The organism is Salicola sp. AFF1 (genome assembly GCF_056783195.1).
This window is the reverse complement of record NZ_JBXAYL010000012.1, coordinates 18,082-35,780: the sequence shown is the minus strand read 5'-3', so window position 1 is coordinate 35,780 and position 17,699 is coordinate 18,082. Positions and strand designations below refer to the sequence as shown.

The 17,699-nt window shown below is 62.9% G+C and carries 18 protein-coding genes; 4 read left to right on the top strand and 14 right to left on the bottom strand.

What is annotated here, in order from left to right; translation table 11 throughout:
• Positions 1–65: 65 nt before the first annotated feature.
• Positions 66–1,802, bottom strand: coding sequence for a DNA primase (dnaG, locus tag AC1RQI_RS09955; protein ID WP_481904643.1), 1,737 nt, complete (start codon positions 1,800–1,802; stop codon positions 66–68).
• A gap of 53 nt (positions 1,803–1,855) precedes the next feature.
• Positions 1,856–2,071, bottom strand: coding sequence for a 30S ribosomal protein S21 (gene rpsU / locus AC1RQI_RS09950; protein WP_416633501.1), 216 nt, complete (start codon positions 2,069–2,071; stop codon positions 1,856–1,858).
• A gap of 179 nt (positions 2,072–2,250) precedes the next feature.
• Here rpsU and tsaD point away from each other — a divergent pair, with 179 nt between their 5' ends.
• A complete protein-coding gene (gene tsaD / locus AC1RQI_RS09945) occupies positions 2,251–3,312 on the top strand; it encodes a tRNA (adenosine(37)-N6)-threonylcarbamoyltransferase complex transferase subunit TsaD (RefSeq protein WP_481904642.1) in 1,062 nt (353 codons plus the stop codon).
• Here the strand turns inward: tsaD and plsY are convergent.
• Complete coding sequence (plsY, locus tag AC1RQI_RS09940) at positions 3,300–3,884, bottom strand: glycerol-3-phosphate 1-O-acyltransferase PlsY (RefSeq protein WP_481904641.1); 585 nt, start codon at positions 3,882–3,884, stop codon at positions 3,300–3,302. The two genes, tsaD and plsY, sit on opposite strands and share 13 nt — an antisense overlap.
• 57 nt (positions 3,885–3,941) lie before the next feature.
• Here plsY and folB point away from each other — a divergent pair, with 57 nt between their 5' ends.
• Positions 3,942–4,298 carry a dihydroneopterin aldolase gene (folB, locus tag AC1RQI_RS09935; protein ID WP_481904640.1) on the top strand — a complete coding sequence of 119 codons (357 nt, stop codon included), beginning with the start codon at positions 3,942–3,944 and terminating at the stop codon, positions 4,296–4,298.
• Positions 4,295–4,807, top strand: coding sequence for a 2-amino-4-hydroxy-6-hydroxymethyldihydropteridine diphosphokinase (gene folK, locus AC1RQI_RS09930; RefSeq protein ID WP_416633505.1), 513 nt, complete (start codon positions 4,295–4,297; stop codon positions 4,805–4,807). Before folB ends, folK (AC1RQI_RS09930) begins: the two co-directional genes overlap by 4 nt.
• Here the strand turns inward: folK (AC1RQI_RS09930) and pgi are convergent.
• From pgi to dksA, 10 genes are all read right to left on the bottom strand, one after another.
• On the bottom strand, positions 4,793–6,472 hold the full coding sequence (gene pgi, locus AC1RQI_RS09925) for a glucose-6-phosphate isomerase (protein WP_481904639.1): 1,680 nt from the start codon (positions 6,470–6,472) through the stop codon (positions 4,793–4,795). The two genes, folK (AC1RQI_RS09930) and pgi, sit on opposite strands and share 15 nt — an antisense overlap.
• Before the next feature lie 21 nt (positions 6,473–6,493).
• Positions 6,494–7,351, bottom strand: coding sequence for a pantoate--beta-alanine ligase (gene panC / locus AC1RQI_RS09920; protein ID WP_481904638.1), 858 nt, complete (start codon positions 7,349–7,351; stop codon positions 6,494–6,496).
• Positions 7,348–8,142 (bottom strand): 3-methyl-2-oxobutanoate hydroxymethyltransferase, encoded by a 795-nt coding sequence (gene panB, locus AC1RQI_RS09915; RefSeq protein WP_481904637.1) that lies wholly within the window; start codon positions 8,140–8,142, stop codon positions 7,348–7,350. Before panB ends, panC begins: the two co-directional genes overlap by 4 nt.
• Before the next feature lie 54 nt (positions 8,143–8,196).
• Positions 8,197–8,685 carry a 2-amino-4-hydroxy-6-hydroxymethyldihydropteridine diphosphokinase gene (gene folK, locus AC1RQI_RS09910; RefSeq protein WP_481904636.1) on the bottom strand — a complete coding sequence of 163 codons (489 nt, stop codon included), beginning with the start codon at positions 8,683–8,685 and terminating at the stop codon, positions 8,197–8,199.
• Complete coding sequence (gene pcnB / locus AC1RQI_RS09905) at positions 8,682–10,046, bottom strand: polynucleotide adenylyltransferase PcnB (protein WP_481904635.1); 1,365 nt, start codon at positions 10,044–10,046, stop codon at positions 8,682–8,684. Before pcnB ends, folK (AC1RQI_RS09910) begins: the two co-directional genes overlap by 4 nt.
• Positions 10,047–10,595: 549 nt before the next feature.
• Positions 10,596–12,011 (bottom strand): sigma-54-dependent transcriptional regulator, encoded by a 1,416-nt coding sequence (locus tag AC1RQI_RS09900; protein ID WP_481904634.1) that lies wholly within the window; start codon positions 12,009–12,011, stop codon positions 10,596–10,598.
• Positions 12,008–14,968 (bottom strand): ATP-binding protein, encoded by a 2,961-nt coding sequence (locus tag AC1RQI_RS09895; protein WP_481904633.1) that lies wholly within the window; start codon positions 14,966–14,968, stop codon positions 12,008–12,010. The genes AC1RQI_RS09900 and AC1RQI_RS09895 overlap by 4 nt, the downstream gene beginning before the upstream one ends.
• Positions 14,958–15,134 (bottom strand): hypothetical protein, encoded by a 177-nt coding sequence (locus tag AC1RQI_RS09890; protein ID WP_416633513.1) that lies wholly within the window; start codon positions 15,132–15,134, stop codon positions 14,958–14,960. Before AC1RQI_RS09890 ends, AC1RQI_RS09895 begins: the two co-directional genes overlap by 11 nt.
• A gap of 1 nt (position 15,135) precedes the next feature.
• The gene (gluQRS, locus tag AC1RQI_RS09885; protein WP_481904632.1) at positions 15,136–15,993 is read right to left on the bottom strand and encodes a tRNA glutamyl-Q(34) synthetase GluQRS; all 858 of its coding nucleotides are present in this window, start codon (positions 15,991–15,993) and stop codon (positions 15,136–15,138) included.
• Between the two features lie 18 nt (positions 15,994–16,011).
• Entirely contained in the window at positions 16,012–16,452 is a 441-nt protein-coding gene (gene dksA / locus AC1RQI_RS09880; protein WP_416633515.1) for an RNA polymerase-binding protein DksA, read from the bottom strand.
• Between the two features lie 164 nt (positions 16,453–16,616).
• Between dksA and sfsA the strand changes: the two genes are divergently transcribed.
• A complete protein-coding gene (sfsA, locus tag AC1RQI_RS09875; protein ID WP_481904631.1) occupies positions 16,617–17,351 on the top strand; it encodes a DNA/RNA nuclease SfsA in 735 nt (244 codons plus the stop codon).
• Here the strand turns inward: sfsA and AC1RQI_RS09870 are convergent.
• Positions 17,309–17,689, bottom strand: a complete 381-nt coding sequence (locus AC1RQI_RS09870) for a pentapeptide repeat-containing protein (RefSeq protein WP_481904630.1) — start codon at positions 17,687–17,689, stop codon at positions 17,309–17,311. The two genes, sfsA and AC1RQI_RS09870, sit on opposite strands and share 43 nt — an antisense overlap.
• Positions 17,690–17,699 lie beyond the last annotated feature (10 nt).

Here is a 17,699-nt window from a genome sequence, read left to right as displayed (position 1 = left end):
GTGCGTCGGTTACCAGCTGCCCGCTTAATCTGGGGACAACACCCGTGGATTTCAATGGAGGGTGTTCAATGGCTGTCCCGTAAGCGGTTTTCGCGCAGGCGCTGCAGTTCCTGGCGCTCTGCTTCGGTCAGCTCGCTGGGCTTGCGCCCGGCGAGTATCTCGTTTGCCGGGCGGGTCTCGTGGCGTGAGCGTGTGCGCTCAAGCATCTGCCGGGCGTCCGACAACAGCGGTTCGTGTTCCGGGAAATGCTCGATGCGGTTGAACAGCCCGGCAAAGCGCTCCCGGGCGGAAGCGGAGAAGGCCATTTCCACCAGCAGGCTGGTGCGATGCTCGATGCCATTGTCCAGGATCCATGCCGCGAACGCGGAGGCCGATGGGTAGTGGTTGTTTGCCCCGGGGACTGACTGGACTTCGGAAGCCAGCTGCGGCTCGTAATACAGCGCCAGGGCCAGCAGGGTGTCCCGGTCCAGGGCCATGGCGGGTTGGCCACTGGGCTGGGGGTTGGTGTGATGGGGCTGGTTATTGCCGCGCCTGTCGCCTCTGCCGGCGGCTGGGCGGCGGGTCAGGCGCTGGAGCTCTTCCCAGAGCGCATCCCGGATGGCTGAGCGCGGCATGCGCTTGAGCAGGGGTTCCGCCCGGCTCCGGAGCTCGCCCCGGTGCTCTGCGAGGCTGAGGTCCAGACCCTCGCTCTGGCGTTCGAACAGCATGCGCGACAGCGGTGTCGCCGCCTCCACGCGGCGGCTGAAGGCGTCGTTGCCCTCGGTGCGTACCAGCGAGTCCGGGTCCTCGCCTTCCGGCAGCATCAGGAACTGGATGTGCATGCCGTCTTCAAGCATTCCCAGGAGGTTTTCCATGGCCCTGTCCGCGGCGCGATAGCCGGCGGTGTCGCCATCGAAACAGAAGATAAGGTGATGGGAGGCGCGCAGCAGGGTCTGGAGGCTTTCTTCGTTGGTCGCGGTTCCCGAGGCTGCAACCGCGTTACTGATTCCCATCTGGGCCAGGGCAATCACATCCATGTAGCCTTCAACCACCAGCAAGGATTCCAGTCTGCGGTTGGCCTGGCGTGCTTCATAGAGGCCGTAGATCTCACGGCTTTTGTGATAGACCTCGGACTCCGGGGAATTGATGTATTTTGCCTTATCGTCACCCAGGGTGCGGCCGCCAAAAGCGACGGTGCGCCCCCTTGGGTTGCGGATCGGGAACATCAGGCGGTTGCGGAACAGGTCGCGCACCTGGCCGTTGCGCTCGTTGAGCGCCTTCACCGTAAGCAGGGCCTGGCGGGTTTCGCCATCGACCCGGTTGGCGAGCGCATCCCCTTCTGGTGGTGCAAATCCCAGTGCAAAGCGCTCGATCATGGCCTGGTCCACGCCCCGGTTGGCCAGGTACTCCTGCGCCAGCCGACTCCAGGGGTGGTCCCGGAGAGCCTTCTGATAGAACTGGGTCGCTTCCTCAAGCGCGCCGGTCAGGCTCTGGCTGCGTTTCATGGTCTCGCGGGTGGCCGGGTCGTAGGGGACTTCCAGACCCAGGTGGGAGGCGAGTGCTTCCACGGCCTCTGTGAAGCTCTGGTTCTCGTATTCCTGAAGGAACGCAATGGCATCGCCATGGGCGCCACAGCCGAAGCAGTGGTAGAAGCCCTTGTCAGGGCGGACGTTGAAAGAGGGGGTGCGCTCGTCGTGGAACGGGCAGCAGGCTTTGTAGTTGCCGCCGGCTTTCTTCAGGTGGACGCGCTGGCCGATGATTTCAGCCAGATCGACCCGGTCGCGCAGGGTCTCAATAAAGGTCTGGGGGATCATGCCGGCCATGGTTCCGGGCCCCAAAAAGCAGGAACGCCCGCGCGAGGCGGGCGTCCGGGTGATCAGTAATAGCGCTCGAAGCGCTTCTGTTCACGCTGCAGCTTCTTGAGATGACGCTTAACCGCTGCGGCTCGCTTGCGCTTGCGCACCTCGGTGGGCTTCTCATAGTGCTCACGACGACGCACTTCGGAAAGAACCCCCGCTTTTTCACAGGAGCGCTTGAAGCGACGCAGAGCCGCGTCAAACGGTTCGTTATCTCTCACTTTCACAGCGGGCATGCGAAATCACCTACCTTAAAATCCGTTGTCAGATTGATGCGTTAAAGGGTCTGCCTGTGCAGGACCAGCAAGTCTACGCACTCGGTTGCGTACTGTAAAGGGGATTCGGAGAAGGGGGAAGGCGGGTTGTCGGCGCCTGGCTCTGGTACACTGTGCCGGTTATTCAGGAAGCGGTGATCATGCGCGTACTCGGTATCGAAACCTCTTGTGACGAAACCGGCGTTGCCCTCTACGACAGCAGCGACGGTTTGCAGGCCCACGCCCTGCACAGCCAGGTGGCTGAACATGCGGCCTATGGCGGCGTCGTGCCGGAACTGGCCTCCCGGGACCACATCCGCCGGCTTCTGCCGCTGTGCGAACATGTTCTGGATGAAGCGGGCTGCGCCCGCGAGCGCATTGATGCCATTGCCTATACGGCCGGGCCGGGCCTCATCGGGGCACTGCTGGTGGGCAGTACCTTCGCGCACGGCCTGGCGCGTGGGCTGGGGGTGCCAGTGCTTGGTGTTCATCACATGGAAGGGCACCTGCTTGCTCCCATGCTGGAAGAGCGCGCGCCGGCATTCCCTTTCATAGCCCTGTTGGTCTCCGGGGGGCATACCCAGCTTGTGAAGGTAGAAGCGCTCGGGCGCTACGAGCTGCTGGGCGAGTCCGTTGACGATGCGGCTGGCGAGGCGTTTGACAAGGCGGCACGCATGCTGGATCTGGGATACCCCGGTGGCCCGGCGGTGGCCAAAATGGCCCTTTCAGGCACGCCGGGGCGCTTCCGCTTCCCTCGCCCAATGACCACCAAGCCGGGGCTGGATTTCAGTTTCAGCGGGCTCAAGACGTACACCCGTAATACCCTGCGGGATGAGGCGGGCCCGGAGGGCCCGGATGAGACCCTGCGCGCGGACGTGGCACTGGCTTTTGAGCAGGCCGTGGTGGACACGCTGGCCATCAAATGCCGTCGCGCCATGGAAGACACGGGGGTCCGGCGTCTGGTCGTGGCCGGTGGTGTAGGGGCCAACCGGGCACTACGTGAGCGGCTGGCAGCGCTGGAAAACAGTCATGGCGCGGAGCTGTTCTTTCCCCGGCTGGATTTCTGCACGGATAATGGTGCCATGATTGCCTACGCCGGCCATCAGCGATTGGCTGCCGGGCAGTGTGATGGCAGCGAGATGCTGGCGGTACCCCGCTGGCCGCTTACCGAGTTGCCGGGGCTGGAGGCGGTTTGCCTTGAGGGCTTGCGTCACCAGAGGTGACGTTCCTTTCCTTGTGCAAGGCGGATCAGGTTATCCCGGTGGCGAACCAGCAGGACCAGCGTAATCATCAGGAACAGCGCGGCGTGCTCGGGATTGAGCCAGAGCGCAAGCGGCGGGCCACTGCCGGCGGCAATGATCGAGGCCAGCGAGGCAATGCGCCAACGGCGGAACACCAGGAGCCAGATGAGGGCCATGGCCAGGATGGTGCCGGCGGCCAGCGCCAGGCCGGTTCCCAGGGTAGTGGCAACGCCCTTGCCACCCCGGAAGCGGGACAATGCCGGCAGCATGTGGCCGCCTATGGCCGCCAGCGCTACCGCAGCCTGTGTTGCGGGAGTGGCCTCAAGGTAGACTGCCAGGGTAACGGGAGCCCAGCCCTTCAGGGCATCACCCAGCAGGGTAAGCATGGCAGGCCCGGGACCGGCAATGCGATACACATTGGTGGCACCGGGATTGCGGGAGCCATAGAGATGGGGTGGTGGGGCATTGAGCAGCTGACACACCAGGGGCGCGAACAGGATCGAGCCGCTCAGGTAACCCAATGCGCAGAGCAGTAGTGCGAACAGTAGTTCCATCGAACGCCCTGAATCGGAATCAAGGCTTCAGGATAATCGATCAGTACGGGAGTTGGAATGGATAGCGTTTTCATTGAGCAGTTGGCGGTTGAGGCGGTGATCGGGGTCCTGGACTGGGAACGGGAGGTGGCTCAGCGCCTGCTTGTGGATCTTGACCTCCGCTGGGATAATCGCGCGCCAGCTTCCAGGGAGGACCTTGCGTTGGCCCTGGATTACGCGGCGGTCTCGGAAGCGGTGACGCGATGCCTCAAAGAGGGTCGCTTCCGTCTGCTTGAGACTGCGGCGGAACGGCTGGCTGCAATGATTGCCAGTGAATTCGGGGTGAGCTACCGGCGTATTGTGTTGCGCAAGCCCGGTGCTGTTGCCAGTGCCCAGTCCGTGGGCGTGGTGGTGGAACGGGGAGAAGACGAATGAATCGAGTCTACATCAGCATTGGCTCCAACGAAAATACCGAGGCGAACGTCCGCGCTGCACTGGATGCCCTGTCAGCCCGCTTTGGTGCTCTGGTGATTTCGTCGGTGTACGAGAGTGAGGCCGTTGGGTTTGACGGTGAAAACTTCCTGAACCTGGTGGCCGGGCTGGAGACCGATGAACCCGTTGGTGAGCTGGCGGAATGGCTCAAGCAGGTCGAGGATGACAACGGGCGTGAACGTAACCGGCCACGCTTCAGTTCCCGGACGCTGGACCTGGACGTGCTTGTCTACGGGGATCGCGTCGGCATCATCGATGGCGTGGAGCTGCCCCGTTCCGAAATCCTGCGTAACGCCTTCGTGCTCCGGCCCTTGGCAGAGATCGCCCCTGATGAACGCCACCCGGTTAACGGGCAACGTTACGCCGACCTGTGGCAGGCGTACGAACGTGATCAGCGCCTGTGGGCCATTGAATTCGACTGGCAGGGTCAGCGGATCTCACCGCGAACCTGAAGCATCGCCCTGTGCCGTCCGGAAGCGGGCGATCTGGCCGGCCGTGGCGCTGTCGAGTGTCAGGTCGCCCTCTGGCTCGCCCTTGAGCTGCGGCTGGATCTGCACGCCAATCTGCTTGCCCAGCTCAACACCCCACTGATCAAACGGATTGATGTGCCAGATCGCCGCCTGAACAAAGGTGCGGTGCTCGTAAAGGGCGATCAGGGCGCCCAGTGTCCGGGGGCTCAGCCGCTCCATAGTCAGGAGGTTACTCGGCCGGTTACCGGGGATGGCCTGGTGTGGTGCCAGGCGCCGGGCTTCCGCTTGCTCTGTACCGCGGGCGATCATCGCCTGCTGCGCTTCCTGCTCCGTCTGCCCGAGCATCAGGGCCCGGGCCTGTGCCAGGCAGTTGGCCGCGAGCATGGTGTGATGGCCGTCGACCGGGTTGTCGCTGGTCAGTGGCAGAATGAAATCCACTGGCACCAGGCGCGTCCCCTGGTGCAGCAACTGGTGATAGGCGTGCTGGCCGTTGACCCCGGGGCCGCCCCAGATCACGGGCCCTGTGTGATGGCTGACAGGCGTGCCATCCTGGCATACGCGCTTGCCGTTGCTCTCCATTTCCAGTTGTTGCAGGTGCTCCGGCAGGTGACGCAGGAGGTGGCTGTAGGGGATGACAGCCTGGGATTCGGCGCCAAAGCCGTGCAGATACCACAGTCCCAGAAGTCCCATGATCATGGGCATGTTCTGTTCCGGGGGGGTCTCCCGGAAATGCTGGTCCATGGCGTGGGCGCCGGCCAGCAGTTCACGGAAGCGGGGCATGCCCACTGCCAGGGCAACCGGCAGGCCAATGGCCGACCACAGGGAATAGCGCCCGCCGACCCAGTCCCACAGGGGAAAAATACTGTTCCCGGCAATGCCGAAATCGCGGGCACGCTCGGCGTGGGCGGTAATTGCCGCGAAGTGGTTCTGTACGGTGGCCTCACTGCCGCCGCCGTCCAGGAACCACTGGCGTGCCACCCGGGCATTGGCGAGGGTTTCCTGGGTGGTGAAAGACTTTGATTGGACCAGGAACAGGGTGGTTGCCGGGTTCAGGCCTTTGAGGGTTTCCAGGATCTCATGGCCATCCACATTGGCCACGTAGTGGCAGCGCAGCTGGTCTGACTGGAAGGGAGCCAGCGCTTCAGTGGCGGTCAGTGGTCCCAGGTAGGAGCCCCCGATACCAATACTGACCACGTCGGTAATGGCTTTACCCGTCATGCCTTGCCAGTCACCGTTGCGCACGGCGTTGGTAAAGGCTTCCATGCGCGCCAGAGTGGTGCTGACCGCTGGCATAATGTCTTCGCCCTGCACGCATGCCGGGGTATCGTCCGGTTGGCGCAGGGCCGTGTGCAGGGCGGGCCGGTCTTCCGTGGTGTTCAGTCGTTCCCCGCTGAACAGGGCAGCGACCTGTTCCGGGAGCCGCCGTGCCCGGGCCAGCTGGGTGAGCAGGGTCAGGGTCTGGTCCGTAACCCGGTTGCGTGAGTAATCCAGAGCGAGTCCGGCAGCTTCGATCGTCAGCCTTGGGTAGCGTTGGGGGTCGCGCTCAAAAAGTTCCCGCAGGGGCAGGGCATCCAGCTGCGGGCGGTGGTTCATCAGTGCGGACCATTCCGGGGTCTCGGTGAGGGGAGGCAGGGGTTGGGTCGTCACTGGCTCATCTCCCTGAGCGGGTCAGTTGTTGTCCAGCGTCAGGCTGATATTGTCGATCAGCCGGGCCTGTCCGAGCCAAGCGGCGGCAAGAATGGTGATCCGGGTATCCTGCCGGTCCGCCGGTTCCAGGGTATCGCTGTTGACGATATTGAAGTAGTCCGGATGAAACCCTTCGCTGTCGAGGGCGCGAACGGCCTCGTCTGACAGGGTGCTGTAGTCGCGTCTTCCCTCAGCAATGGCGTCCCGTGCCCAGCACAGCATCTGGTAGAGGCGCACGGCCCGTTCGCGATCGGGCTCGCTCAGATAGTTATTGCGCGAACTCATGGCCAGCCCATCGGATTCGCGGTAGGTGGGAACACCCTGAATATCGATGGGCAGGTAGAGGTCCCTGGTGAGCTTACGGATGACCGCCAGCTGCTGGAAATCCTTCTCGCCGAAAACCGCCAGATCCGGCTGCACGATGTTGAACAGCACCGTTACCACGGTGGCAACGCCGGTGAAGTGTCCCGGCCGGCTGGCGCCACAGTGGAGCTCCGTGATCGCCGGAACCGTGATGTGGGTGTGGTATTCCATGCCGTTGGGGTAGATTTCGCGCACGCTGGGCGCGAACACCAGGTCATTGCCCAGCGGCTCAAGCTTTTGCTGATCGTCGGCCAGGGTGCGCGGGTAGCTGTCCAGGTCTTCGTTGGGGCCGAACTGAAGCGGGTTCACGAAGATGCTGGTCACCACAATGTCGGCCTGGCGCCGTGCTTCCTCCACCAGTGCCAGGTGCCCCGGGTGGAGGTGGCCCATGGTGGGGACCAGTGCAATGCGCGCGCCGGCATCCCGGTGCACATTGAGCTCGGTTCTGAGATCGGCGATGGTATGGGCGGTCTTCATCCGCTGAAACTGTGCTTGCTTTCGGGGAATTCGCCGTTCCTGACGGCCTGGTCAAATGCACGGATGGCGCCTTCCACGGATCCGCCCTCCGGCAGGAAGTCCTTCACGAAGCGGGGTTTGTGGCCGCGGCTGATACCGAGGACATCCTGAAGGACCAGGACCTGGCCGTCGGTGTCCGGCCCGGCGCCGATGCCAATCACCGGCACGCCCACCTCACGCGTGATACGGGCGCCCAGCGAAGCGGTGACGCATTCAAGCAGTATCATGTCCGCTCCCGCTTCAACCAGACGCCGGGCATGGACCGTCATGCGTTCAGCCGCCTCCGTGCCCTTGCCCTGGACCCGATAGCCCCCAAGTTTGTTAATGAACTGGGGAGTCAGGCCCAAGTGGGCACAGACCGGGATGCCTCGCTCGCTCAGCTGGTGGACGCTTTCGGCCATCCAGTCCGAGCCTTCAAGCTTGACCATCTGGGCCCCTGCCTGCATCAGCCTAGCGGCATTATGCAGACACTGCTCGTTGGTGGCGTAACTCATAAAGGGCAGGTCGGTCATGATCAGGGACTCGGGCTGGGCCCGGGCGACGCATTCCGTGTGATAAACCATGTCCGCCATGCTGACGGGCACGGTGCTGTCGCGGCCCTGAAGCACCATGCCCAGGGAATCGCCCACCAGTTGCACGTCGATCCCACAGTCGCTGAGCAGCCCCGCGAAGGTAGCGTCATAGGCCGTCAGGCAGCTGAATTTCTGCCCTTTATCGCGATAGTCCCGTAGCGACTGAATGGTGGTGCTCATGAGCGGCTCCCGGTTCCAAGGTGGATTCCGTCAAGGGTAAAGCCGGCCCTGTGTTCAGGCAAGTGTGACCGGCGTCAGGCTGTTGTCCGGGCACTCCCGGAGCAGCTGGTCAATGCGCCGGCCATCGGGCAGGGCCAGATCCGGAGCAAGATCCAGGAGTGGGCGCAGCACGAAGTCCCGATTGGGGATTTCCGGATGGGGCACGGTGAGTTCCGGTTGCGCCATGGTTTGCTGGCCGTAGAGCAGCAGGTCGAGGTCCAGGACCCGGGGGCCCCAGACCTGGGCCCGAACACGCCCCTGGGCATCCTCGATGCGCAGCAGCTGGTGCAGCAGTGTGGTGGCGTCCAGATCCGTGTCCAGCTTCGCCACCATGTTGAGGAAATCCGGCTGGTCCGAGGGGCCGACCGGGGTGCTGCGATAGATGGGGGAGGCGTCCGCCAGCGTGGTTTCTGGAACCTGGTGCAGTGCCTCCAGCGCCAGATGCAGCTGTTGCAGCGGGCTGTCCAGGTTGCTGCCGAGCCCGACCCAGGCGGTAACGCTCATGAGTCGCTCCTTGCGGGCTTACGGCGTTTGCGGCGGCCGCTGCGCTTCTTGCCGCCGCCGCCCAGAGCGCTGATCATTTCGCGACGGCGCTCGGCATCGGCATCCTGGTACTCCGTCCACCAGGCGCCCAGGCCCTGGGTATCTTCCCCGGCTTCCTCACGCACCAGCAGGAAGTCATAGGCGGCACGGAACCTTGGGTGCTCCAGCAACCGGTCCGCGCGCTTGCCGCTGCGTTTGCCCAGCCTCAGCTGCAGCTCCCAGATCTCGCGCATGGGGGTACTGAAGCGCCGCGGAATGGCGGTGGCCTGGGTCTGGTTCTGGATGGTTTCGCCCGCCGCTTGCTGCAGGGCCTGGTAGGCAGGCTGCTCGGTTTCTTCCTCTTCCTGGCGCCACGCCTGTTGCAGCGCGGGCCAGAGCAGCGCGGCATAAAGGAAATAGGGCGTGATGGGCTTGTTCTGGCTGACCCGCCGATCCGTGCTGGCCAGCGCGATCCGGATGACCTCATCCGGTTCCCCTTCGGCGATGGCCTTGGCGGATTCCGGGAAAAGCGGGGCGAACAGGTCAAAGCGCTTCAGCATTTCATAGGTGGTCTCGCCCTGACCCGCAGTGAAAAGCTTGAGTACTTCCTCGAACAGCCGTGCCGGTGGAATGTCCTCCAGAAGGTGGCTCATTTCCCGGATTGGCTGGGCGGTATCGTCGGCGATGGTGAAATCCAGCTTGGCGGCAAAGCGCACGGCGCGAAGCATGCGTACCGGGTCTTCCTGGTAACGGGTTACCGGGTTACCAATCAGTCGGAGCTGTCGGTTGTGCAGATCCTTCACACCACCGGCATAATCGTGAACGGTGAAGTCCTGGATGTCGTAATAGAGCGCATTGACCGTGAAGTCCCGCCGGACGGCGTCCTCCTCGCGGGTGCCGTAGACGTTGTCGCGCAGCAGCCGCCCCTGTTCATTGACGTCGATGTGGGGGTCGTTTTCCGTGTCTTCCGGCGGACCGCGAAAGGTGGTGACCTCGATGACTTCGCGTCCGAACAGTACGTGGACCAGTTTGAAGCGCCGCCCGATGAGGCGTGAATTGCGGAACAGCTCGTGCACCTGTTCGGGGGTGGCGCTGGTGGCGATGTCAAAGTCCTTGGGGTGACCGCCAAGCAGCAGGTCACGCACGCCACCGCCAACCAGGTAGGCTTCGTGCCCGGAGCGGTTGAGCCGGTGCAGCACCTTTTTGGCGGATTCGCTGATGTTCTGGCGCGAAATGTTGTGTTCATCGCGCGGAATGATGCGGGGTTCATGGGGGGCGGTCCCGTTCTGCCCGCCGAGCTGGCCGAACCAGTTCTTTACCCGTTCCAGAAAACGTCTCGCCATGGAGTCTCTTGCTGATGCTGTTTAACCCGAAAGCGCGAGTGTAACGATTCATGCGGGCTGGCGCGAGTCCGGAGGGCGGAATCAAAACGGGGCCGCCCGCAGGCAGCCCCGAAACCAGTATTCAATCGGAGGGTCTTCTTGTTGTTATCAGGCGTTCGTTATTGTTCTTGTTGTCGCCGCTCGACCGTTTTGCGACGAACGGAACGTTTTTGCAACAGAGAGCGGAATGGCCGCTAAAAAGCTCGGCTGCCAAAACACTCAGTTCGAAGGGCGTTATTATTGTTCTTGAGCCCTTGGGGCAGCTTGTTCTTGTTGTTGGGCCGCTGCCTTTTAAAAGTGCGCGTTCTTGTTTTTGTTGCGCGCTTGTTTTTATTTGTCGCGGAGGGAAGCAGGTGGCGTGCCAGAAATATTATGACTTTTTAAGACAAGAGGTTACGAAAGCGCAAGCTGTGGCGAGGCGCTGTAATAGCGCACGAGCTGTTACTTGTGCTTTGTGGTCGAGCAGGCGGCGTTTCGGACGGTAACAGTGGGTAACAGGTGTGGGGGCTGTCAGTGGCTGGCACTGGAACCGTGGGCTCCGGACTTTTTCCGGGGGATGCCAAGCCGCTGGCGCCGCTCCCACAGGGACTTGCGGCTGATTCCCAGTTTCTGGGCCAACTCTGTCTCGCTCATCCGGTCCTGGTTTTCCAATACGAAGTGCTGGAAGTAGTCTTCAAGGGACAGGTCAGAGGGAGCTTCTTCCTCCCGGCGGTGGGGCTCGGCAGGCTGGTCGGCACCCACCAGGCCGGTGGAGATGGCTGGTTCTTCATCCTCCGCATCGAGGTCCAGAAGCTCCGGGGTGATGACATCACCGTCTGCCAGGATTACGGCACGTTCAATGGCGTTTTCCATCTCCCGCACGTTGCCTGGCCAGCGGTAGCGCTGGATCAGCTGCATGGCCTCCGGGGAGAAGGTGTAGCTGCGATGCGTCATGCGTTCGCTGATCTGGTCCAGAAAGCGTTTGGCCAACCCCAGGATGTCCTCTTCCCGGTCCCGAAGCGGCGGCAGCCGGATCTGCATGACGTTGAGGCGGTAAAACAGGTCCTCCCGGAATTCACCGGTGCGGGTCATGGCCTTGAGGTTTCGATGGGTGGCGGCAACCAGCCGCACGTCCACGCTGCGGCTCTGAGTGGAACCCACGCGCCGGATTTCACCTTCCTGCAGTACCCGCAACAGGCGGGCTTGGGCCTCCGCGGGCAGCTCCCCGATTTCATCAAGGAAAAGGGTGCCGCCGTCCGCCGCTTCAATCAGGCCGGTGCGGGCTGAGACGGCGCCGGTAAAGGCGCCTTTTTCATGCCCGAACAGCTCGGATTCGATCAGCGCTTCCGGGATGGCGGCGCAGTTGACCGAGATGAGCTTCCACGGTGCCCGTCTGTTGAGGTTGTGCAGTGCCTGTGCGGCCAGCTCTTTACCCGTGCCGGATTCGCCGATGATCAGAACCGTGGTGTCTGTGGGAGCGACCTTGCGGATCAGGTGGAACACCCGGTGCATGGCCGGGCATTCACCGTACATGAAGTGTGAGGGGTCGCCAGTGGGGCCGCTGAACTCGGTGGGTTCCTGGGTGGTTTCCGGTGCTGGCTGCTGGGCCAGGATCCGTTCCACGCACTCGAGCATCTCACCGTGGTCAAAGGGTTTGGCAATGTATTCGACGGCCCCCATTTTCATGGCATCCACCGCTGAGCGCAGGCTGGCATAGCTGGTCATGATGAGTACGGGCACATCCGGCGCGCGATGAATGAGGTCGGTACCCGGCTCGCCTGGCAGGCGCAGATCGGTAATGATGAGGTGGAAGTGGTTGAGGTCAAAGCGTGCGGCTGCGTCCGTGATGGAGTCGGCCCCTTCGGTTTCGTAGCCGTTGTGGGTGAGCAGTTTTTCAAGGGCCGAGCGGATGACCGCTTCGTCCTCAACAATGAGTATGCGACTCATGATGGCTGGTCCATTGTCTCGTTCGTCGTCCGGGCTTCCGGGAAACGCAGCACAAAGCGGGTGCCCCGAGCGCTGTCGGGATTGGCCGGGCTTTCAACGTTGATGATGCCATGATGTTCCTCAACGATGCTGTAGACAAGGGACAGACCCAGGCCCGTACCCCGATCAGGTCCTTTGGTGGTGTAGAAGGGGTCGAAAATGTGGTCCAGGTCACCGGGTGCAATGCCGTCACCCTCATCGGTTACCGTGACCTCTACAGTGCCTTCGGCGCGCTGGGCCTCAACCGGGATGTCCGTTCCCTCGGGGGCGGCATCCCGGGCATTGGAGAGCAGGTTCACGAACACCTGCACCAGGCGTTGTTCGTCACCTGGAACGAAGAGTTCCTCATCGCAGTGGTTACGGTAGGGGCTGGCCGACTCGCGCTCGGCCAGTGAAATCAGGTGGATGGCCTCATCCACGCAGCGCCGGATCCGCACCGGAGCATGGGGGTTGCTTACGCCATCCTGGCCTGAACGGGCAAAGTTCATCAGCGATTGCTGGATGCTGGAAATGCGGTGGGTCTGGCTCAGGATTTCATCCGCTGTGTCCAATACGCCCGGTGCCTGTGTCTCCAGTTTCAGGTTCTGGGCCAGGCAGGCGATGCCGGTGACCGGATTGCCCACCTCGTGGGCCACCCCGGCGGCCAGTCGTCCCACGGAGGCCAGTCTTTCACTGTGGATCAACTCTTCTTCAAGGCGCCGTGTTTCGGTCTGGTCTTCCACCAGGATGACCGTGCCCCCTTCGGGGTGGCCAGGGCCGGCAATATCGCTCTGGTGCAGGTTGAACCAGTGGGGCTGGCCACCAAGGTCCACGCGGCGGCGGGATTGATGCTGCGCTTCGCTGTGATGGAAACTCGCCAGCACCTCCTGCCAGGGCTCAGGAAGCGCCTCCATGGTGGCGCCCACGATCCGGCCCGCCTCCACGCCGGTCAGCGCTTCCATGGCGTGGTTCCACATCAGGATTTCATGGTCGCTGCCGAGTGAGCAGGCGGCGATCGGCAGGTTCTGGAGGATCTGGCGGTAGTGCCGGCGCAAGCTGTCGAGTTCGGCGGCCAGCCCGGTCAGCCGGGTTTTGTAGTCTTCCAGTGTTTCTTCCACGAACTGGATGTCGTGCTGGGGTTCCTGGGCATCGGTCTGGGGTTTGAAGCCCAGGTGACGCTGGACGATGTCCTGGGCAATGGCCGGCCCGAGCAGGCCCGATAGGTTGACCTCCAGCTGGTCGCGAAGACGGCGCAGCGGGTAAGGCCTGTTCTCTGAGGCCGGCAACTCCAGCTGGGTCAGGGCACGGTCCACCTCACGGGTAGCAACCTCCGCGCCCAAGGGGGCGGTGAGCTGGGACTTGAATTCTTCGGAGGAGGTCGCTTCCAGTTCCCGCCGTGGTGGCCTGGCCATGGCGCCGATGCTGCACGATTCCGCGGCACGGCTTTCCCGGTTGCTGGTATGGGTCAGCATGGAGGTGAGCGCGAAAAACACGACATTGAAGGTCAGCGAGACGAAGGCGGGGACATGCCAGCTGTCGGTCCGGGAAGGTTTGATCAGTTCGATGCCCAGCCAGTCGCCCGGGGTCAGCCCTGTTGTAAAGGGCATGACCAGACCCGCAAACCAGACCAGCATACCCACGGCAATGCCGCTGATGACACCCTTACGGTTACCTTCTGGCCAGTAGATGACGGCCAGGACGCCTGGCAGGAGCTGGAGCACGCCGGTCAGGGCCAGCAGGCCGAGGTTCTCCAGGGCAAGGTGGCGACCAACAAGGCCATGGAAAAGCAGTGCCGCCAGGATGATGGCCAGGATCAGCAGCCGGCGCACGCCCTGCAGCCACGTATAGATGCTGCGGTTTTCAGGGGGCGAGCGCAACGGGAGGATCAGGTGGTTCAGCAGCATCCCGGACAGCGCCAGTGTCAGAACGATCGTCAGCGCGCTGGCCGCGGAAAGGCCGGCCAGGTAGGCGAGGATTGCCAGCAGCGGCGACTCCAGGACTACGCCCAGGCTCAGGGTGAACAGTTCCGGGTTGCCGGGGACCTCAAGGGCACGGGCGCTCCAAAGAATGATGGGAATGGGCAGGGCCAGTAGCAGCAGATACAGCGGCAGCCCCCAGCTGGCCCGCGCCAGGGCACGGCGGCTGGGGTTCTGGGTGAAGGTCATGTGGAACATGTGTGGCATCACCAGCGCTGCTGCAAAGGAGATCAGCAGAAGGGCGCGCCAGTTGCCGTCACTGAGGCGCCGTTCCAGGGCGCTGACCTGGTGGCTCTGGTTCTGGAGCCAGGCATTGAGGCCATCTGTTCCGTCAAAGACGGTGAACAGCAGCACGGTCGCGATGGTGCCCAGCGTCACCAGCTTGACCAGGGCCTCGAACGCCATGGCCATGACCAGGCCTTCGTTGCGGGCCACGCCCTGGCTGCGTCGGGCTCCAAAAAGCGCCGTGAATACGGCGGCAAGGATGGCAAAGAGGGTGGCGCTGAGCCAACGACTGGCTCCGGGCGCCAGAATCTGGATGGCGCCAGCGATGGCCTGCATCTGCAGGCTGAGGAGTGAGATTATGGCAATACTGGAGCAGAGGGTGACGAGGGTGCCTGCCCATTGGGAGCGGTACCGGAACGTGAACAGGTCCGCCAGTGAACTGAGCTGGTAGCTGCGTGCCAGCCTGAGTATGGGGTGCAGGAGCACAGGGGCAAGCAGGAAGGCGCCGCACAGGCCCAGGTAATACGCCAGGTAGCCGTAGCCGAAGTTGTGGGCCATGCTGACGGCGCCGAAAACGGCCCAGGCTCCGGCAAAGACGCCCAGGCTGAGGATGTAAACCAGTGGGTGATGGGTCCAGCGCCTTGGCAGCCAGTTACGATCCGTGGCATGGGCGATGCCAAACAGAATGGCCAGGTAGAGCGCGCTGATCAGCAGCAGCGTGGGAACACTAAAGCTCATCGCTGTCCCTCCGGTAATCAAGCCAGAAGGCCAGTGCGATCAGCGCGAGCCAGAGCCCGAAGGGTTGGTACCAGGCGCTGCCAGGCTGAACCCACCAGTCCATGATGCCGGGTGAGAAAATATAGATGGCCAGGACCAGCAGGAATACCAGGCGGTAGATATACATTCTAGGCGCCTCTGAGCCTGGCTGTATCCCAGGCGTTGATGGCCCATTCCAGCTGCTGGTCCACCGGCGCTTCTTGGAGCGACGCCGGGGGACGGTGGGCCAGGGCGGTCAGGGCCTGGGTGATGTTGCGCCGTGGTGCCAGGGCGTTGATGGGGGAGGCACCGGCCTGTTTGCTCAGCTTCTGGCCCTTTTCATTATAGACTACCGGGAAATGCAGATAGTCCGGGGGGGTATGCCCCATGGCTTCGTAAATGCAGAGGTGGATCGGTGTGAGCTCGGCCAGATCCTGGCCCCGGACCACCTGGTTGATGCCCTGGTCGATGTCATCCACAACCGCCGCCAGGTGATAGGCGTAGAAGCCTTCCTTACGACGCAGTATCGCATCGTCCAGCTCTCGTCTGAGGCGGAGGGCCTGCTCGCCCAGAACCCGGTCGTACCAGTGGCCTTCGCGGTCCTCTACCGGCAAGCGCAGAGCAAAGGGTTCCGGCTGCTCCCAGTCCGGGTGGCTGCGGCAGTGCCTGGGGTGCAGCCCATGGTGTTCATTGAGTTCGCGCCGTGAACAGGGGCAGGGGTAGAGGTGGCCCGCCTCCCGGAGCTGTGCGAGGACGGCCTCATACGCATCACCGCGCCGGGATTGGTGCCAGGGCGGTTCGTCGGGAATCAGGTGGTGTTCGACAAGGTCATTCAGGATACGTTGGCTCGCCCCCTCGACCTCACGCAGCGGGTCGATGTCCTCGATTCGGAGCAGCCAGCTGCCGCCGTTAGCACGCGCGTCCAACCAGCTCGCCAGTGCGGCGACCAGCGAGCCGAAGTGGAGCGGGCCTGTAGGCGAGGGGGCAAAACGGCCACGGTAGGCCATGAAACCGCCGCAGCTGGATCAGACGCCGGTCTGCTTTTCCCGGATCTCGGCCAGGGTTTTGCAGTCAATGCACAGTGTGGCGGTTGGGCGCGCCTCCAGCCGCCGGATGCCGATTTCCACACCACACTGGTCGCAGAACCCGTAATCGTCCTTGTCGATCCGGTCGATCGTCTTGTCGATCTTGCGGATCAGCTTACGCTCGCGATCCCGGGTACGCAGTTCCAGGCTGAATTCCTCTTCCTGGGTCGCCCGGTCACTTGGGTCCGCGTAGTTCTCGGCGTCTTCCTGGAGGTGGTGTACCGTGCGGTCAACCTCCTCCATCAACTGCTGTTTCCAGCCGAGCAGGATCTGCCGGAAATGCTCCAGCTGTTCCTGGTTCATGTATTCTTCGTTTTCTCCTGCCTCGTAAGGCTTGAAGTCAGCGAAGTCGTTCTGAACAGCGGGTTCATTCTTCGACATAATGGTTACCCCTTTCTAGTCGCAGCCGGCCTGGCGCCGGCGCCTGACCTTCGGCATCATTGCCGTGAGTCCGGATTCTCCACGCCACCTGCTCTTTATAGAAGATGCTGGGCGTGGCAGGCAAGATTGCGAAACGTAGCAGATAACATCAGGGGGAGCCACCCATGGAGTTTGATCCACCGCTGACACCCGGCATTCTGGAACGTCGCTATAAGCGCTTCCTGGCGGATGTGACGCTGGAAACCGGGGAAACAGTGGTGGCTCATTGTCCGAACACGGGCTCCATGATGGGGTGCGATGAGCCGGGCACCCGGGTCTGGCTGAGTTATTCAACCAACCCCAGGCGTAAACTGGCCTGGACCTGGGAGCTGGTGGAAAGCGCCCAATCGGAAGCGCTTGCCTGCATTAACACCGCTCGTGCCAATACCGTGATGGGAGAACTTCTGGACAGCGCACGACCCGCCGCGCTGGAAGGCTATGACCGGCTTCGTCCGGAGGTCCGTTATGGCAGTGAAAAGAGCCGCATTGATTGGCTTCTTGAGGACAGTAGCGGTGCGCGCCCGCCGGTCTGGATTGAAGTAAAGAATGTGACGCTGGCTGAGCAGGGCATCGGTTATTTCCCGGATGCGGTGACCGTGCGTGGCCAGAAACACCTGCGCGAGTTGGCGGGGCGTGTTGAGGCCGGGGACCGCGCGATGCTGTTGTTCTGCGTGAGCCATTCCGGTGCCCGCGAGGTCCGGCCAGCCGCGGGCATTGATCCGGTGTACGCCCACTTGTTGCGCGAGGTCGTCGATCGGGGCGTGGAGTGCTGCGCCTGGCGCATGCGGATGGCCCCGCAGGGGCTGCACCCGGGCGATCAGGTGCCGGTGCTGCCCGGAACCCCGGCTCCCGGGTGGTAGCGCATGCGTGTTCCGTGGTTGAGGGACATCACGATCTCATCGGCGGCTATGGCGTTGGGGAAGAAGCAGCCCGAGATCTTGGTATTGGCAATGCTTGCGCCTTCCATTTCAGAGCCGCGGAAATCGATGCCTCTCAGGTCTGCGCCACGGAAATAGGCATGGCTGAAATCCAGGCCCCGTGCGTTAAGACCCCGCAGATCCAGGCCGCGGAAGTCGCCATAGGCGAAGCTCGGTAGCCTGTCCAGCTTTTCGCGGGCCTCATTGAAGGCATGGATGTTTTCGTCGCGCAGTGCCTTGTAGAGCGGATCGTCGATACTGCGTGCCTGATCTTCTTCCATTGGTCTGTCC